The organism is Novosphingopyxis sp. YJ-S2-01, assembly GCF_016093175.1.
In the GTDB taxonomy this organism is placed as follows: Bacteria; Pseudomonadota; Alphaproteobacteria; order Sphingomonadales; family Sphingomonadaceae; genus Novosphingopyxis; species Novosphingopyxis iocasae.
On the sequence record NZ_JAEDAI010000001.1, the window covers coordinates 1,299,150 to 1,324,825 of the forward strand.

Here is a 25,676-nt window from a genome sequence, read left to right on the forward strand (position 1 = left end):
CCAGCCCATAAGTCCTGAGCCTGTCGAAGGACGTTTATGCCTAACGCCGTACCTAATAGACGCCCTTCGACAGGCTCAGGGCTACGGAAATCGGAGAAAGGGGAGCTCCCTCAACCGCAATCGATGCCCGTCACCCGGTAATCCTCATCGTAGCGGATGTTCAGGCGGTCTTCGCGGAAATCCATCGTCACCATCATCCCTGGGCCGATCCAGCGCAGGCTCCGCGCGCCGCTAAGGTTCAGCGCGCGCTGGCCGAGTTCTTCGCTGGGTCGTTCACCGATCAGCTCGGCCGCAGCCTCCGCCTGGCAGGCGAAGCCGCCAGCCTCGTCCATCGGCACTTCGGCCGTCGTGTCGCCGGGCAGGCGGGCGCCATCCTGTGTCATCGCGCAGGCTCCCAGCAGGAAAGGGGCGAGGAGGATGACGCGCGTCATTCGCTGTCTTCCGTGCGCGTCATCTTCAGCTTCCCGTTCTTCACCGCGAAGGCAAGGCGGCCTTCGACCAAGTCCAGTGCATCGCGGCCGAACTGTTCGTAGCGCCAGCCTTCCAGCATCGGCATGTCATCGCGCTCGCCCGCGGCGAGCCGTTCTAGATCGCCCGCCTTGGCGATCAGGCGTGAGGCCACATCGATGTCGCGCGAGCGGATCTTGAGCAGCAATTTCAGAAGGTCCGCCACCAGCGCGCCGTCCTTGCCCGGCCCCTGCCGGTTCTTGCGATCGGGCATGTCGTCGGAATCGAGCGGCTCGGCCGATTGCAGCACCTTCATCATGCGGCGGCCGATGTCGTTATTTGCCCAAGCGCCGGACAGCCCGCGTTTCTTCGCTAGATCCTTCTGTTCGCGCGGGGGATGGCCGGCAATATCGGCCAGCGTCTCGTCCTTCATGATGCGCCCGCGCGGCAAATCCTTGTCCTGCGCCTCGCGCTCACGCCAGGCAGCCAGCGCCTTCAGGCGGCCCAGCACATCGGCCTTGCGCGACTGGATCTTCACGCGCTTCCAGGCTTCCTCGGGATCATTGGCGTAATTCGCCGGATCGGTCAGCCGCTCCATCTCTCCGTTCAGCCAGACGCCGCGGTTCGTCTCCTTCAGCTTCTCCAGCATCATCGGGAAGATTTCCGACAGATGCGTCACATCGCCGATCGCATAATCGATCTGCCGCTTGTCGAGCGGGCGGCGGCTCCAGTCGGTGAAGCGTGCGCCCTTGTCCAGCGTGTGGCCGAGCCATAGCGAAACAAGGTTGGAATAGCCGATCTGCTCGCCCTGACCCAGCGCCATCGCAGCGATCTGCGTGTCGAACATGGGATGCGGAGTTCCGCCGGCGTGGTTGTAGACGATCTCGACGTCCTGCCCGCCGGCGTGGAAGACTTTCAGCACGTCCTCATTGTGGACGAGGAGGTCCCACAGCGGTTTCAGATCGATGCCGTCGGCCAGTGGATCGATCGCGGCGGCTTCCTTGTCATCCGCGATCTGCACCAGACAAAGCAGCGGATAATAGGTGTTCTCGCGCATGAACTCGGTGTCGACGGCAACGAAATCGGCCTTGGCAAGACGCTCGCAAAGTTCGGCAAGCGGGGCGGACTGGGTGATCAGGGGATGTATTTTCATGAGTGTCGCAAGGCTTACACAGCTTAAGGTGGAGTGCCTAGTGGCATGCATGCAGTTCACCCCACTCCCGTAGCCCTGAGCCTGTCGAAGGGCGCTTATCGGATGCAGCGCTAGGAGGAGAAACGTCCCTCGACAGGCTCAGGACTTCCGGATTTGGCGCGCGCGCGGGGCGGGACGCTTGACATTATGCCCTCGGCCCTGTGTTAGCGCCCGCATATTGCGCAACACATCTGCGCCGATTTCAAACTATCCTGAACGGTATCACGCCATGCACGCCTATCGCACCCATAATTGCTCCCAGCTCCGCGCCGCCGATGTCGGTGAGACCGTCCGCCTGTCCGGCTGGGTGCACCGCAAGCGCGATCATGGCGGTGTGCTGTTCGTCGATCTGCGCGATCATTACGGCATGACGCAGATCGTCGCGGACGAAGATAGCCCGGCGCTGCCGATCCTAGATCGCTTGCGCGTGGAAAGCGTCGTCACGATCGACGGCGAAGTAAAGGCCCGCGCCGAAGGCACGATGAACGCCAACTTGCCGACCGGCGAGATCGAGGTCTTCGCGCGCGATGTGACCATTCAGTCCGCCGCGGACGAGCTGCCGCTGCCGGTGGCCGGCGAGCAGGAATATCCCGAGGACATCCGCCTTAAATATCGCTTCGTCGATTTGCGACGCGAGCGCGTTCATGCCAACATCATGCTGCGCAACCAGGTCATCACCTCGCTGCGCCGACGCATGACCGACCAGGGGTTTTCCGAATTTCAGACGCCGATCCTGGGCGCGTCGAGCCCCGAAGGCGCGCGCGATTATCTGGTGCCCAGCCGCCTGCATCCGGGCCGCTTCTACGCGCTGCCGCAGGCCCCGCAGATGTTCAAGCAGCTGCTGATGGTCGCGGGGTTCGATCGCTATTTCCAGATCGCGCCCTGTTTCCGCGATGAGGATCTGCGCGCCGACCGCAGCCCGGAGTTCTACCAGCTCGATTTCGAGATGAGCTTCGTGACGCAGGAAGATGTGTTTCAGGCGATCGAGCCGGTGCTGGCCGGCGTGTTCGAGGAATTCTCAGGCGGCAAGAGCGTGACGCCCGCCGGTGAGTTTCCGCGCATTCCCTATGCCGAAGCGATGCTGAAATATGGCAGCGACAAGCCCGATCTGCGCAACCCGCTGATCATCAGCGACGTGACCTCGCACTTCGAAAAATCGGGCTTCGGCCTGTTCGAGAAGATCGTGGGTGGCGGTGGCCGCGTGCGCGTGATCCCGGCGCCGAACACTGAAGGCAAGAGCCGCAAGTTCTTCGACGATATGAACGACTGGGCGCGCAAGGAAGGTTTTGCCGGCCTCGGCTATGTCACCCGCAAGGGCGGCGATTTCGGCGGGCCGATCGCGAAGAATCACGGGCCGGACAAGATGGCCGCGCTCTACGACGAGCTGGGCCTGGGCGAGAATGATGGCCTGTTCTTCGCCGCTGGCAAGGAAAAGGAAGCCGCCAAGCTGGCCGGTGCCGCGCGTACCCGCGTGGGCGAGGAGCTGGAGCTGATCGAGCAGGGCTGCTTCAAATTCTGCTGGATCGTCGACTTCCCGATGTTCGAATATGACGAAGACCTGAAAAAGGTCGATTTCAGCCACAACCCCTTCTCCATGCCTCAGGGCGAGATGGAGGCGCTGGAGACCAAGGATCCGCTCGATATCCTGGCCTGGCAGTATGACATCGTATGCAACGGCTATGAGCTGAGCTCGGGCGCGATCCGGAACCACCGTCCGGACATCATGTACAAGGCGTTCGAGGTCGCGGGCTACACGAAGGAAGATGTCGACGCGAACTTCTCCGGCATGATCGAGGCGTTCAAGCTGGGCGCCCCTCCGCATGGCGGCTCCGCTCCGGGCATCGACCGGATCGTTATGCTGCTCGCGGACGAGCCGAATATTCGCGAAGTGATCGCCTTCCCGCTGAACCAGCGCGCGCAGGATCTGATGATGGGCGCGCCCTCCGCGGTCAGCCCGCGCCAGCTGCGCGACGTGCATATCCGCTTGATGGAACAGCCCAAGGCGGAATCCGGAGAGACCACGCGCACCGATATTATCGGCGACTGATCCGTCCCTCCCATGGACAGCCGCGGCAACGCTCTGGCGCGGCCGCGGCGGCTTGCTTAAAAGCGCGGCATGACGATCGACTTGTCCGATTACGAACGCGGCGAGCCCCTGGCGGGCGACTATTCCTATGAGCTGAAAGATTTGCAGGATCGGCTTGCACGGCTGCAGGCGCGAATGATCGTGCACGGCAAGCGCGCGATCCTGCTATTGGAAGGCTGGGACGCGGCGGGCAAAGGCGGCATCGTCAAGCGCCTGACCGCCGGTCTCGATCCGCGCTATTTCGAAGTCTTCCCGATCGCCGCGCCCACCCCGCCGGAGAGGGAGCGTCATTTCCTCTGGCGCTTCTGGCGCGATCTGCCGGGCGCGGGCGACTGGTCGATCTTCGACCGGAGCTGGTACGGCCGTGTGCTGGTGGAACGTGTCGAAGGCTTTGCGAGCGAGGCGGAGTGGACGAGGGGCTTTGACGAGATCAACGAGTTCGAGGCGAGCCAGACCGATCTGGGCACGATCCTGATCAAGCTGTTCGTCCACGTGACGCAGGAGGAGCAGGACCGGCGCTTTATCGATCGCCTGGAAAAGCCGCATAAGCGCTGGAAAATCACCACCGACGATTTCCGCAACCGCAAGAAGCGCGGTGACTATCTGGCGGCAATGCACGACATGTTCGCGCGGACCGACACGCGCTGGGCGCCGTGGACCGTCGTCGACGGGAATGACAAGAAAGCCGCGCGCATTGCCGCACTGACCACGGTGGCGGATCGGTTGGACGCTGCTTTGCCAGTGGACTTTCCCGAGCTTGATAAACAGGTCGCCAAGGCGGCGAAAAAGGCGCTCGGCTGGGGCAAGAACGAGAAGGGCCGCGCGGAACCGAAATAGCTTTCCGACGCTTTGCTGGGATCAATCTCAGATCAGAAAGACCCCCATGCTCGGATCCATCATCGGCGCACTTATCGACAGGCAGGACGGCGATAGCGGCGTGGAAGGCGCTCTCTGGGGCGCTGTTGCCGAAAAAGCGGTGAAAGTTGTGTTCCCGGTAATCGTCACCTTTGCAATCGGCTATGCCGTGCAGAAGGGCGCGAAAGTGGCGTGGGAGAAAGCAACCGGGGAAGAGGCTTGAGGCTTTCGCCGCCTCCTCAAGCTGCTCCGCCAATGTTGTCGCCCGCGGCCGGATAGCTGATCGTCATCACTTCCCATTCTTTCGGGCCTGCGGGAAGCTGTACCACGCGCAGATCGCCCACCGCCGCGCGCCGCAGCGCTTTTGACAGCGGGCTGCTCCAGCCGATGCGGCCCGCGCCGGGGTCGGCTTCGTCATCACCGACCAGCGTCACCGTGCGGCGCTCATCGTCTTCGTCCGCCAGCTCAACCGTGGCGCCGAAATAGATGCGGCTGCGGTCCGGCTGCTCGGAAGGGTCGATTGGCTGAGCGCGCTTCATCTTTTTCGACAGGCGGTTCAACTGCCGGTCGATCTCACGCAGGCGCTTGCGACCGTAAATATAGTCGCCATTCTCGCTGCGGTCGCCATTGCCGGCGGCCCAGCTCACCGTTTCGACGAGCTTGGGCCGCTCGACCTGGAACAGCTCCTCATATTCCGCGCGCAGAGCCGCATAGCCCGCATGCGTAATCGGGTTGGTACGCTCGCTCATGGAAACGACGCTCAGTTTCCCAGATAATTGCTGATCGTGCGTGTCTTGCCGCTGCCGAAGCGCGCATGCTCAGGATAAAGCTGATCATACATGACCGCGTTTTCGAGCACGCGCTGGACATAGTTCTTGGTCTCGTAGATCGGGATTTCCTCGATCCATTTGACGATATCCACGCCGCCGTTTCTGGGATCGCCATTGGCACGGATGAACTTGTTCACGTTCCCCGGCCCTGCATTATAAGCCGCCACGGCCAGCGGATAATTGCCGTCATAATAATCGAGCATGCGCTGGAAGTAGCTGGAGCCGAGGCGGATATTGTAGCTGGGATCGCTGGTGAGCGCGCTCGGCGAATAGCTGAGGTTCTGCCGCCCGGCGACTTCGCGCGCGGTGCCCGGCATCAACTGCATCAGGCCGCTCGCCCCGGCATGGCTGCGCGCCTCCCGGTCGAACTGGCTTTCCTGCCGTGCGATGGCGTGGACCATCGTCCAGTTATAGGCTTCCTCGCCCGGCACCGGCACGGTGGGGAAGGCGAAGGGGATGAGGGCGTCGAGCTCGTTCACCCGCGCGTTCCGGCCCGCCATCACGGCAAGGTCGGGCCGCCCGAGATAGGTGGACAGGTTGACCGCGGCGAGATGCTCCTGCTCGCTCTTTGCCTCGTTGGCGATGGCGCGCAGGAAGGTCGATTGATCCTGCCAGCTGCCATATTGCCCGGCGGCCTGTGCGGCCATGTAGATCGGCCGGGAATCGGGCTTGCCCGATGCGGTCAGCTTGGCGACGTCTTTCGTCACCTTCGGGATTGGTCGGCCGAGTTTTTCGAGCGCGAGCTGGCCGTAGAAATGGTCGTAATATTTTGCGGCCTGCTCCCAATATTGGTTGGCCGCGGCCATGTCACCGGCCTGCTGGGAAGCCTTTGCCGCCCAGTAGAGGCCCTTGGTGATAGTCTGCGGTGAGCGTGCGGCAGCACCGTAAAGCGCAAACATGCGCGCGGCATCCTTGGGTCGGCCCAGCTTGTAATAAGCGGTCTGCCCGGCAAGCCAGGTGAGGCTGGTATAGTCGTCGCGCACGCCAAGCGGCTGCGCCGTGATGTCGGTGCCCAGCGGAAAGGCATCTTCGACGCGGCTGGCGATACGATAGGCCAGCTCGTTTTGGTTGTCGTTCTCCGCCGCACGTGCGTTGACGAGCAGCGTTTCATACCATTCCTCCGGGTCTTCCGGATAGCTGGCGAGGTTGGGACGATTGGCGAGAAGCTGGCGCGTTTCCCAGCTCTGGCCATTGGCGCGGCCATAGGTGGCGCGGTCGGTCAGGTAGCCCGGATCGCTGAGCGCGGCCTGATTATTGCGGGCCAGCGCCGAAGCGCGGTCCCCGCTACCGGTTTTGATCGCGAGGCGATCCATGAACAGCTGGCGCTTTTCGGGCGTCGCATAGGCAAGCAGATCGCCCGCATCGCCAGTCGCGCCCGCCCAAATTAGCGAATCGATGCGCCGGTCATAATCCTGCGGCGTGAACTGTGCGCCGAACATGCCGAGCAGCGTTGTCTCGGCGGTGTCCGACAGCGGGCCGCCGGTCCATGCCTTTCGCGCCCAGTCGAGCGCCCTCACGCGGTCTCCGCTATTGGCCAGCGCGATAGCGTATTGCGCGCGGCCGGTATTGGTCACCGGCTCGAAGCGCTGGAAGAATCCGATAAGCTGCGACGGCGAATAATTGCCCAGCTCGATCGATTGCTCGGCATTCTTGCGCATCCGCTCTTCACCTGGCCAGCCGGGATAGCTCATCAGGAAGCCGGCATAATCGGCAAAGCCCAGATTATCGCTCTGGCTCAGGGCCTTCCAACGCTGAAAGGCGGCAGGAATGTTGCCGCGGCTCGGGTCGGCAAGCTGCGCGGCTGCAGCATCCCACTGCTGCTGAAGCTGCGACGCAGCGGCGGGATCGAGCGGCTGAACCGTCGGCTGCTGCGGTTGAGCCGGAACAGGCGCCTGCTGCTGGACCTGCTGCGTCGGCGGGGTCCAGTCGATCGTGGACTGCGCCTGCTGGCCGGGTGCGGGCGCAAGCGGCTTGGGCTCGCCGAACTCCGGAGAACTGCGATAACCACCACCGGATTGCTGCGCGGCCTGCCGTGCAGCCGGCAAAAGCGAGGTTGGCGCACCACTCTTTCGCGCGGCAAAACTTTCCGGCACGAGCTGCTGCTGCGCGGAGGCGGGCACCATGGCGCTGGTGGAACAGAGGAGGGCGAGGGGAACGGAGAGACGCTTTACCATGCTGGACATGATAGGGCTTGGCTCCTTATCAGGCGCTGAACGGGGATGGCGGGCGCGAACTGCGCGCCGCGCCGTTGATCTTCATGCACTGCCCTTTCGGGAGAATCCGATCAATGTTTTCCGGCTCCATTCCCGCTCTGGTGACGCCCTTTCGCGACGGAGCGTTCGACGAGGAGGCGTTTCGCGCATTCGTCGAGTGGCAGATCGAGAGTGGCAGCCACGCGCTTGTCCCCTGCGGCACCACCGGAGAGGCGGCGACCCAGACGATCGACGATCACTTTAACGTCGTGCGCGTGTGCGTGGAGCAAGCGGCGGGCCGCGTTCCGGTGATCGCCGGCTGTGGCTCCAATGACAGCGCGGTGGCGCTCGTCAACCTGCAGCGCGCCAAGGATTCGGGCGCCGATGCCGGGCTGATGGTGCCGCCATATTATAACAAGCCCAGCCAGGATGGCATTCTGGCGCATTTCGAACATGTCGCGGCGGGCTGCGATCTGCCGATCGTGGTGTACAATATTCCGGGGCGCACCGCGGTCGACATTTCGGTGGAGACGATGGCGAAGCTTGCCGCGCTGCCGTCCATCGTCGGCGTTAAGGACGCTACTGCCGACATGGAGCGCATTCCGCGCCAGCGCATCGCCTGCGGCAGCGATTTCGCGCAGATTTCGGGCAACGACTATCTGGGGCTGGGCTTCATGGCGATGGGGGGGCAAGGCTGCATTTCCGTTACCGCCAATGCGGCGCCGAAGCTGTGCGCCGATTTCCAGAATGCCTGTCTTGCCGGAGACTATGCCCGCGCGCTGGAATTGCAGGACAAGCTCTATCCGCTGCACAGCGCGATGTTCTGCGACACCTCTCCGGGGCCAGCCAAATATGCGGTTTCGCGTGTGCGGCCGGATTTCCCCACTGCAGTGCGCCTGCCGATTCTGGAGCCGCGCGAGGAAGCCCGCCGCACGATCGACGCGGCGCTGGAACATGCCGGGTTGACCTGACCTTCTCCTCTCCCACAAGCGGGAGGGGGCAACAGATACGGATCCGTAAGTTCTGAGCCTGTCAGAGGCGCAGACGGTGCGCTGTATTCACGACGCTGCTCGTTCGGGAAAGGCGCCGTTCGGCAGGCTTGGCGCTGCGGTTTTCGATCGGCACCGAACTTTCCTGCCCGGATCGCAAACGCCCCTTCGCATTCGCTGCAACCTTCCTATATACGCCCCCTCCCATGGCCCGACCTCGCCCCACCACCTTCGATAAAGCCAAGACCGTCGCCGAGAACCGGCGCGCGCGGTTCGATTTCTTTATCGATGAAACGTTCGAGGCGGGAATTGCGCTCACCGGCACCGAGGTGAAGTCGCTGCGCTTCGGCGAGGGATCGATCGCCGAGAGTTTCGCAGAGGTGCGCGATGAGGAGGTGTTCCTGGTGAACGCCAACATTCCCGAGTTCAGCCACGGCAACCGCTTCAACCATGAGCCCAAGCGGCCGCGCAAGCTGCTGCTGCATGCCCGCGAGATCGAGAAGCTCTACGGCGCGGTGGCGCGCAGGGGCATGACCCTGGTGCCGCTGTCGATCTACTTCAATTCGCGCGGGCGAGCGAAGGTCGAATTGGCGCTCGCCAAGGGCAAGAAGGCCCCGGACAAGCGCGCGACCGAGAAGGAACGCGACTGGAAACGGGAACAGGGCCGCCTGATGCGTCAGCATGGCTGACGAAAAGCGCCCGCTGCATCATCGGCTGGGCATGAAAATGCCTACGCGTGACGAGATGGGGCGCAATCGCTTCCTGAAACCTTTCGCCGATCGCGTGATGCGGCCGGATCTGTGGCGTTTCACCCGCCGATCCGTGCCGCGCGGGATCGCGCTGGGCATGCTGGCGGGGTTCTGGATTCCGGTGGGACAGATCTTCGCGGCCGCGCTGCTGGCATGGCCGATCCGTGCCAATGTGCCGATCGCGGCGGCAACCACATTCATCACCAACCCGATCACCTATCCCTTCTGGGTCGTGGTGGCGAACAAGCTGGGGCGGTTTATCCTGCGCATCGATGCGATGACGGTGGGCGCGCCGCTCAACAATCAGGTGCAGAGCGAGTTCGGCCGCTGGCTAAGCTGGCTGTTGCGCGAGGCGGGGGTGACCGCTTTTGGCATGGTTGTGCTCGGCATCCTGTTCGCCTCGGTCGGCTATTTGCTGGCGAGCTTCGCCTGGCGTCTCAAGCAGGGCAAGAAACGGCGTGGGCGTCTGCGCGCCTATGCCATCCGCCGCCGGCAACGCGAGCGGGAGCGCGAACGCGCTGCCCAATAGAGGCCGGTGTTGCTCCTGCATCCGTTCAGCCTGGCGTAAACCGCCGTCGTTTATCGTCTGATTTTCGCCGTCCGCCGATTGGCAGGCCGCATGGCTTGCGCGGCATCGGTTCCCGGTTCATCGGGGCCGACAACAAAATAATTCACCGAGGATCGAATATGACTGCATTGCGCACCATGCTTCTTCTGGCCGCCGCTCCGCTGGCGCTGGCCGCAAATCCCGCCGCCGCACAGCAGGCCGGCGCGAACACTGAGTCCAAGGCCGAAAGCGCCTTGTCCGCCGATGCTGATGCCTCGGCAGAGGCGAACCGCGCCGATGGTAAGGCGGAAATCGGCGATTTCGGGTTCGATATGCAAGGCATGGACACCTCGATCCGTCCCGGTGACGATTTTTACGGCTATGCCAATGGCGGCTGGGCCGAAACCACTGCGATTCCAGCCGACAAGTCTAATTACGGCATGTTCACCGCGCTGGCGGATCTCAGCCAGGAGCGCGTGAAGAATGTGCTCGAGCAGGCGAAGATGGACCCGAACAGCCGCATCGGACGGGCTTTCTCTAGCTATCTCGATACCGACACGGTGGAGGCCAAGGGCCTCGCGCCGATCCAGCCCTGGCTGAGCCAGATCGATGGTCTGCAGAACAAGGAAGACTATGCGCTGCTGCTGGTCGATGCCGCCAAGAACGGCGTGCGCGGGCCGGTTGCGGGCTATGTCGGCCAGGACGACAAGAACCCCGACACCTACATTTTCAACATGTATCAGGCCGGCCTCGGCCTGCCCGACCGGGACTATTATCTGGGCGATTCCGAGCGTTTTCAGGACATCCGCACGAAATATATCGCGCATCTGACGAAGATGTTCGAACTGGCGGGTGAGGACAATGCCGCCGCCCGTGCGCAGGGGGTGTTCGATCTGGAGAAGAAAATCGCCGAGGTGCACTGGAACAAGGAAGACAGTTCCGACGCCACCAAGACCTATAACAAGATGAGCGTGGCCGATCTGCAGGCGATGGCACCCGGCCTCGATCTTGCCGCGATGCTGCAGAAGACCAGCCCCAAGATTCAGGAACTGATTGTGGCGCAGCCGAGCGCGGTGCAGGGCATCGCCCGCATCATCGGCGATGCGGACATGAGCGTGCTGAAGGATCAGTTGATGATCCGCAGCCTCGACAATCTGTCGGACGTTCTGCCCGAAGCGATCGCTAATGAAAGCTTCGATTTTTACGGCACCACGCTGAACGGCACGCCCGAGCGCGAAGTGCGCTGGAAGCGCGGCGTTGGTTTCACCGAGGACGTGCTGGGCCAGGAAGTCGGCCAGGAATATGCCGCGCGTTACTTCCCGCCGGAAACCAAGGCGGCGATGAACAAGCTGGTCGACAATGTGCTCGCCGCGATGGGCCGCCGTATCCAGGGTCTGGAATGGATGCAGCCCGAAACCAAGGAGCGCGCGCTGGCCAAGCTCGCCAACTTCACGGTGAAGGTCGGCTATCCCGATCGCTGGAAGGACTATGGCGATCTGGAAATCACGTCGGACGACCTGTTCGGCAACCAGATCCGCGGCAACAACTGGCAATATGCCGACAATATCTCAAAGCTCGGTGAGCCGATCCGCCGCTGGGAATGGGGCATGCTGCCCGAAACCGTCAACGCTTACGCCAATTTCGGCATGAGCGAAGTGGTGTTCCCGGCCGCAATCCTGCAGCCGCCCTTCTTCGATCCCAATGCCGATCCGGCGATCAACTATGGCGGCATCGGCGCAGTGATCGGCCATGAGATCAGCCACCATTTCGATGATCAGGGCTCGAAATATGACGAGAACGGCCGCCTGTCCGACTGGTGGACGCCCGAAGACGTCGCCGCGTTCGACAAGGCGACCAAGGCGCTCGTCGCCCAGTATGACGAATATGAACCGCTGCCCGGCGAACATGTGAAGGGCGAGTTCACGCTCGGCGAGAATATCGGCGACCTTGCCGGCCTCACCGTGGCCTATGACGCCTATCGCCATTCGCTGAACGGCAAGGAAGCTCCGGTGCTCGACGGTCTGACCGGCGATCAGCGCTTCTTCCTCGGCTGGGCGCAGGTGTGGCGCCGCAATTATCGCGAGGCCAACCTCTCGCAGCGGCTCAACACCGATCCGCACAGCCCGTCGCAGCAGCGCGCATGGGTCGTGCGCAACCTTGACAAATGGTATGACGCCTTCGATCCGCAGCCTGATAGCAAGCTCTATCTCGCACCGGATCAGCGGGTGCGCATCTGGTAAGGAACTGATTTGAACGACGGGGGAGCCAAGGCAGCGACAAGCGGTTTCGATGCCGCGGCCCGGCTCCCCTTATCCTTGATGGTGGGCGGCGCGCTGGCGCTGTCCGCCTTTTGTTTATGGGCCGCAACGGACAGCGTCGTGCTGGCCGCCGGGCTTGTTGCGGGCATGGCGTGCCTGGGCGCGTTTGCGCTGCTTTTCCGCCAGAATGTGGACCATGCCCCGCGTCAGGACGTGCTGCCGCCGGATTGGTCCGTCACCCATGCCGCCGCCGACTTCGCCGATTTCGGCTTGGCTATCACGGACCGTGCCGGGCGCTTGGTCTGCGCCAACGATCTCTATTCTCGCTGGATGGGTGGGCCGCGTCCACCGGCGGCGCTCCAGTTCGACGGTAAGGGTGCCGAAGACATCGCCGCCGCGCTGCGCGCCGCCTGGCGCGATGGCCGCTCCGAATTGCCGATGCTGTCGCGCGGCGCCGCCGAATATCGCGTGGCGCTGCGCCGGTCGGGCGCGAGCGACGATTATATGGTCTGGCAGTTCGAGCCGTTTCTGCGCCGCAGCCTTGCAGTGGAAGCGGCCGAGCTCGTTTCCGGCAATCTGGGTGATCTGCTCGCCCGTTCCGGCCTCATGGCGGTCACGCTTGGCCCCGAAGGCCGGATCCGCGCCTGCAATAGCGCCTTTGCCCTGCGCGCGACGGGCGACGGCGCGGCAAACCTGACGGGACGCGATTTCGCATCCTATCTGCGGTCGGACGAACGCGGCGCGATCTTTTTCGAGACCGAAGGGCGGCGCGGCGTGCCGCTGCGGCTGGTCCATCTGCCGATCGAGGCGGACCGGGATGATGGCCCCGCGCTTGTTCTGCTGCGCGACGATGACGGCGCGGTTCATGATCGCACGGCCGCGCTTGCGCATGTCGAGAACCTGCTCGCCAATCTGCCGCTGGGCCTTGCCCTGCTGGACCGCGACGGGCGCTTCCTGTTCGCCAATGACAGCTTTGCGAAAATGGCCGGCCTCGCCGATGGCAGCCTGCCGCCATACCCGGGCGATCTGGTGATCCGCGAGGACAAGGGCGCGCTGGCCGATGCGGTGCGCCGCCATGCCGGTGGCCAGCTGACGAGCGGAGACCTGGCGGTGCGCCCGCACGGACGGCCGGACGAGGTGCTCTCACTTACGCTTTCGGGCGTGCGCGGTCTCGGCGAGGCCGCGGTCATGCTTTCCCTCAAGGATTCGGGCGAGGAGACCAAGCTGAAGCGCCAGATCGCGCAGCAGACCAAGATGGAAGCGGTCGGCCAGCTGGCGGGCGGCGTGGCGCATGATTTCAACAATATCCTGACCGCGATCATCGGCCACTGCGATCTGATGCTGCTGCGCCTGACGCCGGGCGACAGCCATTATGACGACATTCAGCAGATCAAGAACAACTCCAATCGCGCCGCCAGTCTGACGCGCCAGCTGCTCGCTTTCTCGCGGCAGCAGACGCTGCGCCCGCAGGTGTTGCAGCTGCCCGATCTGGTCTCCGACGTATCGAACCTGCTGAAGCGTCTGCTGGGCGAGCAGGTGAAGCTGGAAGTGCGGCATGGGCGGGGCCTGGGGCCCGTGCGCGCCGATCCGGGGCAGCTGGAACAGGTGATCGTGAACCTGGGCGTTAACGCGCGCGATGCGATCCTCGATGCCGTGCGCCGCTCCGGCGCGAAGAACGGCACGGTGACGATCGAGACCGCCGCCGTCGGCCCCGCCGATGTGCGCGCGATGGAGAGCGATGTGTTGCCGGAAGGGGACTATATCCGCCTCTCGGTCACCGACAGTGGCACCGGCATTCCGAAGGATGTGCTGGGCAAGATTTTCGAACCCTTTTTCACCACCAAGGAAATGGGGAAGGGCACCGGCCTTGGCCTGTCCACCGTGTACGGCATCGTCAAACAATCGGGCGGTTATATCTTTGCGCGCAACGTGAAGGGCGGCGGCGCGCGGTTCGAGGTGTTTCTGCCGGTGCATAAGACCGCGCGGGGCGAAACCGGACGGCGCATCGAAAAGGCGCAGGAAAAACCGCAGGACACCTGGGGCACCGGCACGATCTTGCTGGTGGAGGATGAGGACATGGTGCGCGCCGTGGCCGAACGCGCGCTCACGCGGCAGGGCTACACCGTGGAAACCGCGAGCGATGGGGAGGAAGCGCTGGAGATTTTCGCGCAGGGCCGGGCCTATGACTTGATCGTGTCGGACGTGGTGATGCCGAACATGGATGGCCCCGCCATGGCGCGTGAATTGCGCAAGAAGCGGCCCGATCTGCCGATCCTGTTCATGTCCGGCTATGCCGAGGAACAGCTACGCCAGAGTATCGATCTCGACAATGTCGCCTTCCTGCCCAAGCCCTTCAGCGTGCAGCAGATCGCCGAAGCGGTGGGCGATGTGTTGCGGAAAGAACGGGCGAGAAAGTAGTCCTTCGCGGCCTGCGCCCCATTCGTATGTTCCCTACTTGTTCTGTCCGAACAAATACGGTACAGCGCAAAAACTGCCGTCGCGCCGACGGCATTGCTGAACCAGTGCAGGGGACGTGATATGGCCGCCAAACTCAAAGTCATCGAATCGAACGAAAGAAAAAGCGACATGGACCGCGAAAAGGCACTCGACGCCGCGCTGGCGCAGATCGACCGCGCCTTCGGCAAGGGCTCGGCAATGAAGCTGGGTAGCCGTGAGGCGATCGAGATTGAGGCAATCTCCACCGGCTCGCTCGGCCTCGATATCGCACTCGGCATCGGCGGCCTTCCCAAGGGGCGCATCATCGAAGTTTACGGCCCGGAAAGCTCGGGCAAAACCACGCTGGCGCTGCACACGGTGGCCGAATGCCAGAAGAAGGGCGGTACCGCGGCGTTCATCGATGCCGAGCACGCGCTTGATCCGGTCTACGCCAAGAAGCTGGGTGTGGATATCGACAATCTCATCGTCTCGCAGCCAGACACGGGCGAACAGGCGTTGGAGATTTGCGACACGCTGGTGCGCTCCAACGCGATCGACATTCTGGTGGTCGATTCGGTGGCCGCGCTGGTGCCCCGCGCGGAGATCGAGGGCGAGATGGGCGATAGCCATGTCGGCCTGCAGGCCCGGTTGATGAGCCAGTCGCTGCGCAAGCTGACCGGCTCCATCTCCAAATCCAAATGCATGGTGATCTTCATTAACCAGCTGCGCATGAAGATCGGCGTGATGTACGGCAATCCGGAGACGACCACGGGCGGCAACGCGCTGAAATTCTACGCCTCCGTGCGCCTCGACATCCGCCGCACCGGCCAGATCAAGGACCGTGACGAAGTGGTCGGCAACGCCACGCGCGTGAAGGTGGTGAAGAACAAGGTTGCCCCGCCGTTCAAGCAGGTGGAGTTCGACATCATGTATGGCGAGGGCATCTCCAAGATCGGCGAGATCATCGATCTGGGCGTGAAGGCCGGCATCGTCGAGAAAGCGGGCGCCTGGTTCAGCTATGACAGCACCCGCATCGGCCAGGGCCGCGAGAATGCGAAGAACTTCCTGCGCGAGAACCCGGAGATGCTCGAAAAGCTGGAAGCGCAGATCCGCGGCAAGAAGGACGATGTCGCCGAAGAAATGATGGTCGGCCCCGACGCCGACTGACGGGTCCTCATGCTCCCCCCGTATCCTAACCGTTGCGACCTTTCGGACAGCCGTTAGGGTCTGCGGTGCGATACGGAGGGAAGCGAACATGATGAAGTTGAACATGATGCGGGGCAGCCCGGCTCTCTCGCGCCGCCGCCTTATGGGCTCGATGGCGCTAGGCTCCGCGGCGCTCGCGTCCGCGCCGCTGACGGGCCTTCGTGCGCAAGCCGGCGCGGCCGCTGAACTGGAGCCTATCACCGGCGGCGCTATCCCGATCGGACGTGCGGAACGCGCCGAGCGATTGAAACGCGCGCAGGCTTTGATGGCAGCCAACGACATCGGCGCGATCCTGATCGAGCCCGGGGCCAGCCTCGTCTATTTTACTGGCGTGCGCTGGTGGCGCAGCGAACGGCTGACCGCCGCGATCATCCCGGCCAGTGGCGATCCCATCATCGTCACGCCCTTCTTCGAACGTCCCTCGGTTGCCGAGTCGCTTGGCATCGACGCCGACATCCGCGTCTGGCAGGAGGATGAGAGCCCGACCCGATTGGTCGCCCAGGTCCTCACGGAACGCGGCCTCGCCGATTCCCGCATTGGCATCGAGGAGACCGTCCGCTTCTTCGCCTCCGATGGGCTCGCCCAAGCGCTTCCGAAGGCCCCTCTGGTTTCAGCCGCTCCCGTCGTGCGCGGTTGTCGCATGCGCAAGACGCCCGCTGAGATCGCGTTGATGCAGATAGCGAACGACGTGACGCTCGCGGCCTATCGCTACGTCTATCCGCGGATCGAAGAGGGCATGGGCCCGGCGCGAATCGGCGCGATGATGGATGAAGCCACGCGCGCTCTGGGCGGCCGCGATCCCTGGTCGCTGATCCTGCTCGGTGAAGCATCGGCCTATCCCCATGGCAGCGGCAAGCCGCAGCGCGTGGAACGCGGTGGCATCGTCCTCATGGACTGCGGCTGTTCGGTCGAGGACTATCAGTCGGACATTTCACGCACCTTCGTTTTCGGTCCCGACCCGACCGCCGAGCAGGCCCGCGTCTGGAACGAGGTCGCTCGCGGACAGCAGGTCGCGTTCGATGCCGCCCAGCTCGGGGCCCCCGCCGGATCGGTCGACGATGCCGTCCGCGCTTATTACGTATCGCTCGGCTACGGCCCGCGCTACGAACTGCCGGGCCTCTCGCACCGCACCGGCCACGGCATTGGAATGGAAGGCCATGAACCGGTGAACCTCGTCCATGGCGAGCAAACAACTCTCGCAGAAGGCATGTGCTTCTCAAACGAACCGGGCCTCTACGCCCCCGGCCAATTCGGCGTGCGCCTGGAAGATTGTTTCCACATGACAGCCACCGGCCCGGAATATTTCACCCAGCCGCCGCCATCCATCGACCAGCCCTTCGGATGAGGCGGCAACAAGGGCCGCAGTAGAAGTTCCCCGATCGAAACTGAGGCCGAGCCGTTTCGCTTGAGCGCGCCCCGCTGCCCGCTTACATGGGCGCTATGACATCGACCAACGACATCCGCCGCAGTTTCCTCGATTATTTCGCCGACGCCGGGCATGAGCGCGTGCCCTCCGCGCCGCTGGTGCCGCATAACGATCCGACGCTGATGTTCGTGAATGCGGGCATGGTGCCGTTCAAGAATGTTTTCACCGGCCTGGAATCGCGGCCCTATGACCGGGCGACCAGCGCGCAGAAATGCGTGCGCGCGGGCGGCAAGCATAACGATCTCGACAATGTCGGCTACACCGCGCGGCACCACACCTTCTTCGAGATGATGGGCAATTTTTCGTTCGGCGATTATTTCAAGGAACAGGCGGTCGAGCATGCCTGGACGCTGGTGACGAAGGAATGGGGCATCGATCCCAGCCGCCTGACCGCCACCGTCTATCACACCGATGATGAGGCGTTCGATCTCTGGCGCAAGATCGCGGGACTGCCGGAAGATCGCATCATCCGCATCGCCACCAAGGACAATTTCTGGGCGATGGGCGACAATGGCCCCTGCGGCCCGTGCAGCGAGCTGTTCTACGATCATGGCGATGAGATCTGGGGCGGCCCGCCCGGAACGCCGGAAGAGGATGGCGACCGCTTCGTCGAAATCTGGAACCTAGTCTTCATGCAGCACCGGCAGGAAGAGGGGGAGATCGTCGGCGATCTGCCCAAGCCTTCCATCGACACCGGCATGGGGCTGGAGCGTGCCGCGGCGGTGATGCAGGGCGTGCACGACAATTATGATATCGATCTGTTCAAGACACTGATCGCCGCGTCGGTGGACCTCACCGATCAGCCGGAAACGGACGAAACGCGCGCCAGCCACCGCGTGATCGCGGACCATCTGCGCTCGGTGAGCTTCCTGATGGCGGACGGCGTGCTGCCCGCCAACGAAGGGCGCGGCTATGTGCTGCGCCGGATCATGCGCCGCGCCATGCGCCACGCGCATCTGCTGGGTGCGAAGGACCCGCTGATGCACCGGCTGGTGCCGACGCTCGCTTCCGAAATGGGCGCGGCCTATCCCGAACTGATCCGCGCACAGCCGCTGATCCGCGAAACGCTGGAGCGCGAGGAAACGCGTTTCCGCCAGACGCTGGAGAAGGGCCTGCGTCTGCTGGACGACGCCACCGAAGACATGGCCGAGGGCGCCGAACTTCCCGGCGAGACCGCTTTCAAGCTCTACGATACCTATGGTTTCCCCTATGATCTGACCGAGGATGCGCTGCGCGCCCGCGGCTTGACGGTCGACCGCGCCGGCTTCGATGCCGCCATGGCCGAGCAGAAGAAGGCCGCGCGCGCCGCCTGGAAGGGTTCGGGCGAGAGCGCCGACAGCGAAGTCTGGTTCGACATTGCCGAGCGTGAGGGCGGCAGCGAGTTCATCGGCTATCAGGCGACCGAGGGGGAGGGCACCATCGTCGCGCTGGTGAAGGATGGCGCGGAAGTGTCCGAACTGTCCGAGGGCGATCGGGGTGTGATCCTGACCAACCAGACGCCCTTTTATGCCGAAAGCGGCGGGCAGATGGGCGATAGCGGGCGCATTTCCGGTCCCCATGATTTCGCGGCCAGCGTGAGCGACACGTCCAAGCCGCTCGGGCGGCTCCATGCGCATCATGCGACGGTGGAAAAGGGCACGATCAAGATCGGCGACGGCGTGCAGATGCTGGTGGACGGCGAACGGCGCGACCGGCTGCGCGCGAACCACAGCGCGACGCATCTGCTGCACGCGGCGCTGCGTGGACGGCTGGGCGAGCATGTGACGCAGAAGGGCAGCCTGGTGGCGCCCGAACGGTTGCGGTTCGACTTCTCTAACCCCACAGCGCTGAGCGATGAGGACATCGCCGCGATCGAGGCCGAGGTGAACGAGGAAATTCGCGCCAACGATCCGGTGACGACGCGGCTGATGTCGCCCGACGACGCCGTGGGGGCTGGGGCGCTGGCGCTGTTCGGCGAAAAATATGGCGACGAGGTGCGCGTGCTTTCGATGGGCCGCCAGACCGACAAGCACTATTCGATCGAGCTATGCGGCGGGACGCATGTCGATGCGCTGGGCGATATCGCTTTGTTCAAGATCGTCGGCGAGAGCGCGGTGTCGAGCGGTGTGCGCCGGATCGAGGCACTGACAGGAGAGGCCGCGCGGCAATATCTGACGGGGCGCGAGGCCATGCTGCGGCAGGCGGCATCCGCGCTGAAGGCGGCCCCCGAAGAGGTGGCCGAGCGCGTGGGCACGCTGGTGGCGGAACGCCGCCGGCTGGAGGCCGAGCTGGCCGAAGCGAAGAAGCAGCTGGCGCTCGGCGGAGGCGGTGGATCGTCTGCCGGGCCGGAGATCGAGGAAATTGCGGGCACCAAGTTCCTCGGCCAGGCGCTGGACGGCGTCGATCCGAAGTCACTGCGCTCGATCCTCGATGACATGAAGGACAAGCTTGGCAGCGGCGTTGCGGCGCTGGCGGCGGTGAATGAAGGCCGTGCGGCGTTCGCGGTGGCGGTAACCGACGATCTGACCGAAAAGTTCGACGCGGTGGCGCTGGTGCGCGCGGGCGTGGCGGAGCTGGGCGGCAAGGGTGGCGGTGGCCGTGCCGACATGGCGCAGGGCGGGGGACCGGACGGCGACAAGGCCCCTGAGGCGCTCGACGCGGTGCGCGCCGCGCTGAAGGGCTGATGACGCTCCCGCCGGACGGCAATATCGTCATCCTGACCGGCGCAGGTATCAGCGCCGAATCGGGGCTCGATACCTTCCGCGATTCGGGCGGGTTTTGGGAACGGCACCGCGTGGAGGATGTCGCGACACCGGAAGCGTTCGCGCGCGATCCCGATCTGGTGCTGAATTTCTACGATGCGCGTCGCAAAGGCGCGGCGGGCGTGGAGCCCAATGCCGCGCACCGCGCGCTCGCCCGGTTGCAGCGCGAATGGCAGGGCGGGCTGTTGCTCGTCACCCAGAATGTCGATGATCTCCACGAGCGGGCAGGCGCGGACCCTCTGCATATGCATGGGGACCTTGCGCACGCCTGGTGCACCACCTGCGATGCGCGGCTGAGGATCACGCAGGATCTGATCGGCCGTCCCGCCTGTCCGGAATGCGGCGCGGCGGGATCGCTGCGGCCCGATGTCGTGTGGTTCGGCGAGATGCCGTACGAGATGGACCGCATTTATGCAGCGCTTGGCGCGGCGGACCTGTTCGTCTCGATCGGCACCAGCGGCGCGGTCTATCCCGCGGCCGGCTTCGTGACCGAAGCACGCGGCGCGGGTGCGCGCTGTCTGGAACTCAATCTGGAGCCGAGCCAAGGCACGCATTATTTCCATGAGGCGCGGCATGGGCCCGCGGGGCAGATCGTGCCCGAATGGGTGGACGAGGTGCTGGGGCAATAAGAAAGGGCCGCGAATCGCTTCGCGGCCCTTTGCTGTTTGGATTCACCAAAAGCGTCAGAGCTTTTCGGTCAGCTCCGGCACGATCTTGAACAGATCGCCGACGAGGCCGAGGTCCGCGACCTGGAAGATCGGCGCGTCTTCGTCCTTGTTGATCGCGACAATGGTCTTCGAATCCTTCATGCCCGCAAGATGCTGGATCGCGCCGGAAATGCCGATGGCGATATAGCATTCGGGGGCGACGATCTTGCCGGTCTGGCCGACCTGATAGTCGTTGGGCGCATAGCCCGCATCGACGGCGGCGCGGCTGGCACCGACACCGGCGTCCAGCTTGTCGGCGAGCGGATCGAGCAGTTCGTGGAAGCTTTCCTTCGAACCGAAGGCGCGGCCGCCGGACACGATCACGCTTGCGCTGGTCAGTTCCGGACGGTCGCTCTTGGCGAGGTCCTGGCTGACGAATTCGCTGCTGCCGTTGCCGGTAGGGCCGGACACGGCTTCGATCTCGCCCGAGCCGCCTTCGGCTTCGGCCTTGTCGAATGCGGTGCCGCGCACGGTGACGACCAGCTTTTCGTCCGTGGACTGGACGGTCGCGATGGCATTGCCGGCATAGATCGGACGGGTGAACGTCTTGTCGCCTTCGACTGACAGAATGTCCGACACCTGCATGACGTCGAGCAGCGCGGCGACGCGCGGTGCGATGTTCTTGCCGTTGGTGGTGGCGGGCGCGACGAAGGCATCGTGCGAACCCATCTGATCGGCGGCGAGCGCGGCCACCGCTTCGGGCAGCATATGCGCATAGGCCGGATCGTCGGCGACATGGACCTTGCCCACGCCGGCGATCTTCGCGGCCTGCTCACCAACCGCAGCGCAATCGCTGCCGGCGACGAGGAGGTGCACTTCGCCCATCTGCGAGGCTGCCGTGACGGCGGCGAGGGTAGCGTCGTTCACCGACGCATTGTCATGTTCTACGAGAACCAGGGTTTTCATATCAGGCAACTCCCAGTGCTTTGAGCTTGGTGACCAGCTGGTCCACATCCTCGACCTTGATACCGGCCTGGCGGACGGGCGGTTCGGAGACATTGGTGGTCTTCAGCCGCGGTGCGATGTCGACGCCGTAATCGGCGGGCGATTTGGTATCGAGCGGCTTCTTCTTCGCCTTCATGATGTTCGGCAGCGATGCATAGCGCGGCTCGTTCAGGCGAAGATCGGTGGTGATGATGGCGGGAAGCTGCAGCTTCACCGTTTCCAGGCCGCCGTCGATCTCACGCTTCACGGTGACGCTGTCACCTTCCAGCTCGACCGTGTTGGCGAAGGTACCCTGCGGACGATCCATCAGCGCCGCCAGCATCTGGCCGGTCTGGTTCGAATCGTCGTCGATCGCCTGCTTACCGAGGATGATCAGGCCGGGCTCTTCTTCCTCAGCCACCTTCTTCAGCAGCTTGGCGACGCCCAGCGGCTCCACCTCGTCATCGGTTTCGATCAGAATGCCGCGGTCAGCGCCCATGGCGAGCGCGGTACGCAGCGTTTCCTGCGCCTTGGCCGGGCCGATGGAAACGACCACGATCTCTTCGACCTTGCCGGCTTCTTTCAGGCGAATGGCTTCTTCGACGCTGATTTCGTCGAACGGGTTCATCGACATTTTGACATTGGCGAGATCGACCCCGGAGCCGTCGGCTTTGACGCGCGGCTTCACATTATAGTCGATCACCCGTTTGACGGGCACGAGGGCTTTCATGCGGTATCCTTTCCTTGAGAGCCAGCAGCTTTACGTTGACGTAAACGTTACGTAGCAGTTCGAATGACAGATTGCCACCCCGTAACGAGCGGGAGCGAGAAACGTTTCGCTGAAAAAGGGGGCAGCTAAGCGCGGCCGCGCGCCATACCGCTCGCCCGAAACGGGAACGGTCGGGCAAAGGCCGGTCCGGTGGAAGATTGTCCGGAGCAGATAGGAATGCGGGCCGGAAGCGACCAACTCGCCTCCGACCCGCAAGAATGCATGTGATGATAAGGTCGGGCGCGCTTATGCGGCTTCCTTGACCTCCGCGACGATCTTCTTCGCGGCATCACCGAGATTGTCGGCGCTGACGATCGGCAGACCGCTATTGGCGAGGATTTCCTTGCCCTTTTCGACATTGGTGCCTTCGAGGCGGACCACCAGCGGAACCGAGAGGTTCACTTCCTTGGCCGCCGCGACGATGCCGTCGGCGATGATGTCGCACTTCATGATGCCGCCAAAGATGTTGACGAGGATGCCCTTCACGGCGGGATCGCTCAGGATGATCTTGAACGCCGCGGTGACCTTTTCCTTATCGGCGCCGCCGCCGACGTCGAGGAAGTTGGCGGGGAAGGCGCCGTTCAGCTTGATGATATCCATGGTCGCCATGGCGAGGCCCGCGCCGTTCACCATGCAGCCGATGTCGCCGTCCAGCTTGATGTAGGCGAGGTCGTACTTCGAGGCCTCGACTTCCATCGGGTCTTCTTCGCTCTCGTCGCGCAGCGCTTCGACGTCGGGGTGACGGAACATCGCGTTCGAATCGAAGCTCATCTTGGTGTCGAGGACCAGCAGCTTGCCGTCCTTCGTTTCGACGAGCGGATTGATCTCGATCATCGCGCAGTCGAGCCCGGTGAAGGCCTGGTAGAGCTTCTTGGTGAGCGAGACGCACTCATCGGCCAGCGAACCCGAAAGCTTCAGCGCGTCGGCCGCCTTCTTGCCGTCTTCGTCGGTGAAGCCCTTGGCGGGATCGACGGTGATGGTGGTGATCTTTTCCGGGGTGTCGTGCGCCACCGTTTCGATGTCCATGCCGCCTTCGGTCGATACGACCATGGCGACCCGGCCCGAAGCGCGGTCGACGAGCATGGAGAGGTAATATTCCTTCTCGATGTCGACGCCGTCGGTGACGTAGAGGCGGTTCACTTCCTTGCCTTCATCGCCGGTCTGCACGGTGACGAGGGTGTTGCCGAGCATATCCTTGGCGTCCGAGCGCACATCGTCGATCGACTTGGCGAGCCGCACGCCGCCCTTGGCGCCTTCTTCCAGTTCCTTGAACGTGCCCTTGCCGCGGCCGCCGGCGTGGATCTGGGCCTTCACGACATAGAGCGGTCCTGGCAGCTTTTCGGCGCCTTTTACCGCTTCCTCGACGGTCATGGCCGGATAGCCGGTGGGGATGCCGATGCCGTATTTGGCGAGAAGCTCTTTGGCCTGATATTCGTGAATGTTCATGGGGAGATGTCCTTGGACCGGTTCGTTGGAATCGATTGTGTGCGGCTAAAGCATAGCCGGGCGGGCAAGGCTAGGGGGTAGGGTGCCGAAGCAGCACCCGAACAGCCCCTGAGTCAGGCGCAGCCTTCGACATATTGGATGGCCGGGCCGCCTGCAAAGATATGGTCCACCCGTCCGTCCGCGCCAACCTCGTAAACGATGCCGCGCGCCGACGGATCGTCGACATAGCCGCCTTCGCCGGGTGTCACGCCGTTCTGCCAGACGGAGAGATATTCTGCCGGGGCATCGACATATTTGTGCGGCTGCGCGGACAGGCGCGCGCCGAGCTTCGCCTTGATCGCGGAGGCGGGATCGCCGACGGTGAAGCCGTCCGGCGTGCGGATATCGGTGGGCCCGTCCAGTTCGATCCGGGAAAGTTTGCCCTGCTCGATCATCAGCAGCATGTTTTCCGGTGCCCGCTGCGGGCGGAACTGATCGCACTGTTCGGGCTCCGCGCCGCCGACATTTTGCGGGTTTGCATCGGGGCCGAGCGCCTCGACCACCTGGTCACGGGTCATGCCTATGCGCAAGGGCCCCCAGCCTGTGGCGGTAAGGGTGTTCGCATCTGCGGTTGCAGTAGCGACCGGAGCGGACTCCGCGGCAGCGGCACTTGTCGCTTCGGCTTCGGCTTCGGAGCCGGTGGCGGCGAAATTGCAAGCCGCGAGGGCCAGGGGCAGCAGCAGGCATGCGGCGGGGCGGCGCATCGGCAATGTCCCCTTAGCGCGTCACGGCGCAGATCGCGCCGGACGAAGTGACGACGCCCAGAACCTCCGGGTCCTGCAGGCCGCGCGTGATGCGAATGAATTCGTTGATCGAAATCTCGCCCGGCTTCTTGCCTTCGAACCCGTCCAGACTGGACAGGCGCTGGAGCTGGCGCAGCGACAGGCGATCGACCATCCGCTCGGACATGCAATCGGCCATGGGGTAGCTGAGGCCGAGATCGGTCAGCCCGTTGCGCACGCGCGTTTGCGGCGTTGCGCAGGCGGCAAGCGCCAGGGGCAGAAGGAGGGCGGGAACAACGGCCTTATGCATGGGGACACTCCAGAGGCCCCGATCCATTCCAAAGATCGAAGGGCGCTTCACGACAAAGCAAGATGCTAAGCCGGGAAGCGCCCTTCGACAAGCTCGGGACTACGGATTGATTGGTGACGGCGGCGTTCAGCCCTTCGCGCGTTCGATTGCTTCCAGGATGATCTGGCGTGCTTCCTCGGCATTGCCCCATTTGCCGACCCGGACCCATTTCTCGGGTTCCAGGTCCTTGTAGTGGGTGAAGAAGTGCTCGATCTGTTGCATCACGATTTCGGGCAGATCGCCGCTTTCGGCGATCTTGCGGTAATAAGGGAAGGTGCCGTCGATCGGCACGCACAGCAGCTTCTCGTCGCCGCCATGTTCGTCTTCCAGGTTCAACACCGCGATCGGCCGGGCGCGCACGACGCAGCCGGGCATGAAGGGCGAACGTGCGACGACCAGCGCGTCGAGCGGATCGCCATCGGGCGAAAGCGTGTGCGGTACGAAGCCGTAATTGGCCGGATAGCGCATCGGCGTGTGCAGGATACGGTCGACGAACAGCGCGCCCGATTCCTTGTCGAACTCATATTTCACCGGCTCGCCGCCGACCGGCACCTCGATGACGACGTTGAGGCTTTCCGGCGGATTGTCGCCGGTGGGGATCTTGCTGATATCCATGGAAGATGTCCTTACCCTGTAATGTCTTTGCGAGCGCCCCTAGCGGGTTGCAGTGCACAACGGCAAGGCGGCAATTGTGCTGGGCCGGCGCGGCGATGAGGCCCGCGCCCATGAAGCTCTGCCTCACCCCGGCTTGTGCCGGGGCGAGGAG

The 25,676-nt window shown here is 63.7% G+C and carries 22 protein-coding genes; 12 read left to right on the forward strand and 10 right to left on the reverse strand.

The genetic code is table 11. The features are described from left to right. Window positions 1-110: 110 nt before the first annotated feature. Complete coding sequence (locus I6A82_RS06250) at window positions 111-431, reverse strand: I78 family peptidase inhibitor (protein WP_198094177.1); 321 nt, start codon at window positions 429-431, stop codon at window positions 111-113. Continuing rightward, window positions 428-1,600: a ribonuclease D gene (gene rnd, locus I6A82_RS06255; RefSeq protein ID WP_198094178.1), complete on the reverse strand. Its 1,173-nt coding sequence runs from the start codon at window positions 1,598-1,600 to the stop codon at window positions 428-430. Before rnd ends, I6A82_RS06250 begins: the two co-directional genes overlap by 4 nt. Before the next feature lie 268 nt (window positions 1,601-1,868). Here rnd and aspS point away from each other — a divergent pair, with 268 nt between their 5' ends. The 3 genes from aspS to I6A82_RS06270 all read left to right on the forward strand — a co-directional run bounded on the left by aspS (window position 1,869) and on the right by I6A82_RS06270 (window position 4,803). Beyond that, the gene (gene aspS / locus I6A82_RS06260; RefSeq protein ID WP_198094179.1) at window positions 1,869-3,686 is read left to right on the forward strand and encodes an aspartate--tRNA ligase; all 1,818 of its coding nucleotides are present in this window, start codon (window positions 1,869-1,871) and stop codon (window positions 3,684-3,686) included. A gap of 69 nt (window positions 3,687-3,755) precedes the next feature. Further along, on the forward strand, window positions 3,756-4,562 hold the full coding sequence (locus tag I6A82_RS06265; protein WP_198094180.1) for a polyphosphate kinase 2 family protein: 807 nt from the start codon (window positions 3,756-3,758) through the stop codon (window positions 4,560-4,562). 46 nt (window positions 4,563-4,608) lie between these two features. Further along, a complete protein-coding gene (locus tag I6A82_RS06270) occupies window positions 4,609-4,803 on the forward strand; it encodes a hypothetical protein (RefSeq protein WP_187335606.1) in 195 nt (64 codons plus the stop codon). 16 nt (window positions 4,804-4,819) lie between these two features. On the opposite strand, the gene I6A82_RS06275 is transcribed toward I6A82_RS06270, so the two are convergent. Further along, window positions 4,820-5,329 (reverse strand): GreA/GreB family elongation factor, encoded by a 510-nt coding sequence (locus I6A82_RS06275; protein WP_198094181.1) that lies wholly within the window; start codon window positions 5,327-5,329, stop codon window positions 4,820-4,822. 11 nt (window positions 5,330-5,340) lie between these two features. Continuing rightward, window positions 5,341-7,593: a lytic transglycosylase domain-containing protein gene (locus I6A82_RS06280; protein ID WP_198094182.1), complete on the reverse strand. Its 2,253-nt coding sequence runs from the start codon at window positions 7,591-7,593 to the stop codon at window positions 5,341-5,343. A gap of 104 nt (window positions 7,594-7,697) precedes the next feature. Here I6A82_RS06280 and dapA point away from each other — a divergent pair, with 104 nt between their 5' ends. From dapA to I6A82_RS06325, 9 genes are all read left to right on the forward strand, one after another. Continuing rightward, a complete protein-coding gene (gene dapA, locus I6A82_RS06285; RefSeq protein WP_198095521.1) occupies window positions 7,698-8,573 on the forward strand; it encodes a 4-hydroxy-tetrahydrodipicolinate synthase in 876 nt (291 codons plus the stop codon). 224 nt (window positions 8,574-8,797) lie between these two features. Continuing rightward, window positions 8,798-9,280: an SsrA-binding protein SmpB gene (smpB, locus tag I6A82_RS06290; RefSeq protein ID WP_187335609.1), complete on the forward strand. Its 483-nt coding sequence runs from the start codon at window positions 8,798-8,800 to the stop codon at window positions 9,278-9,280. Then, window positions 9,273-9,869: a DUF2062 domain-containing protein gene (locus I6A82_RS06295; RefSeq protein WP_232343329.1), complete on the forward strand. Its 597-nt coding sequence runs from the start codon at window positions 9,273-9,275 to the stop codon at window positions 9,867-9,869. Before smpB ends, I6A82_RS06295 begins: the two co-directional genes overlap by 8 nt. Before the next feature lie 158 nt (window positions 9,870-10,027). Further along, complete coding sequence (locus I6A82_RS06300) at window positions 10,028-12,127, forward strand: M13 family metallopeptidase (protein WP_198094183.1); 2,100 nt, start codon at window positions 10,028-10,030, stop codon at window positions 12,125-12,127. A 78-nt stretch (window positions 12,128-12,205) separates the two neighbouring features. Next, window positions 12,206-14,563, forward strand: a complete 2,358-nt coding sequence (locus tag I6A82_RS06305; RefSeq protein ID WP_198095523.1) for a hybrid sensor histidine kinase/response regulator — start codon at window positions 12,206-12,208, stop codon at window positions 14,561-14,563. A gap of 120 nt (window positions 14,564-14,683) precedes the next feature. Further along, window positions 14,684-15,748 (forward strand): recombinase RecA, encoded by a 1,065-nt coding sequence (gene recA, locus I6A82_RS06310; protein WP_187335611.1) that lies wholly within the window; start codon window positions 14,684-14,686, stop codon window positions 15,746-15,748. A gap of 88 nt (window positions 15,749-15,836) precedes the next feature. Continuing rightward, entirely contained in the window at window positions 15,837-17,132 is a 1,296-nt protein-coding gene (locus tag I6A82_RS06315) for a M24 family metallopeptidase (RefSeq protein ID WP_232343330.1), read from the forward strand. Window positions 17,133-17,227: 95 nt separating this feature from the next. After that, window positions 17,228-19,876: an alanine--tRNA ligase gene (gene alaS, locus I6A82_RS06320; RefSeq protein WP_198094184.1), complete on the forward strand. Its 2,649-nt coding sequence runs from the start codon at window positions 17,228-17,230 to the stop codon at window positions 19,874-19,876. Then, window positions 19,876-20,583, forward strand: a complete 708-nt coding sequence (locus tag I6A82_RS06325; protein WP_198094185.1) for an NAD-dependent deacylase — start codon at window positions 19,876-19,878, stop codon at window positions 20,581-20,583. Before alaS ends, I6A82_RS06325 begins: the two co-directional genes overlap by 1 nt. 54 nt (window positions 20,584-20,637) lie before the next feature. On the opposite strand, the gene I6A82_RS06330 is transcribed toward I6A82_RS06325, so the two are convergent. The 6 genes from I6A82_RS06330 to ppa form a co-directional block, all read right to left on the reverse strand. Further along, a complete protein-coding gene (locus I6A82_RS06330; RefSeq protein ID WP_187335614.1) occupies window positions 20,638-21,567 on the reverse strand; it encodes an electron transfer flavoprotein subunit alpha/FixB family protein in 930 nt (309 codons plus the stop codon). Window position 21,568: 1 nt separating this feature from the next. Further along, complete coding sequence (locus tag I6A82_RS06335) at window positions 21,569-22,315, reverse strand: electron transfer flavoprotein subunit beta/FixA family protein (RefSeq protein ID WP_198094186.1); 747 nt, start codon at window positions 22,313-22,315, stop codon at window positions 21,569-21,571. Window positions 22,316-22,600: 285 nt separating this feature from the next. Then, the gene (sucC, locus tag I6A82_RS06340; protein ID WP_198094187.1) at window positions 22,601-23,800 is read right to left on the reverse strand and encodes an ADP-forming succinate--CoA ligase subunit beta; all 1,200 of its coding nucleotides are present in this window, start codon (window positions 23,798-23,800) and stop codon (window positions 22,601-22,603) included. Between the two features lie 113 nt (window positions 23,801-23,913). Beyond that, on the reverse strand, window positions 23,914-24,357 hold the full coding sequence (locus I6A82_RS06345) for a hypothetical protein (protein ID WP_198094188.1): 444 nt from the start codon (window positions 24,355-24,357) through the stop codon (window positions 23,914-23,916). Window positions 24,358-24,556: 199 nt separating this feature from the next. Beyond that, window positions 24,557-24,871, reverse strand: coding sequence for a hypothetical protein (locus I6A82_RS06350; protein ID WP_198094189.1), 315 nt, complete (start codon window positions 24,869-24,871; stop codon window positions 24,557-24,559). 126 nt (window positions 24,872-24,997) lie between these two features. After that, the gene (gene ppa / locus I6A82_RS06355; RefSeq protein WP_187335619.1) at window positions 24,998-25,525 is read right to left on the reverse strand and encodes an inorganic diphosphatase; all 528 of its coding nucleotides are present in this window, start codon (window positions 25,523-25,525) and stop codon (window positions 24,998-25,000) included. Window positions 25,526-25,676 lie beyond the last annotated feature (151 nt).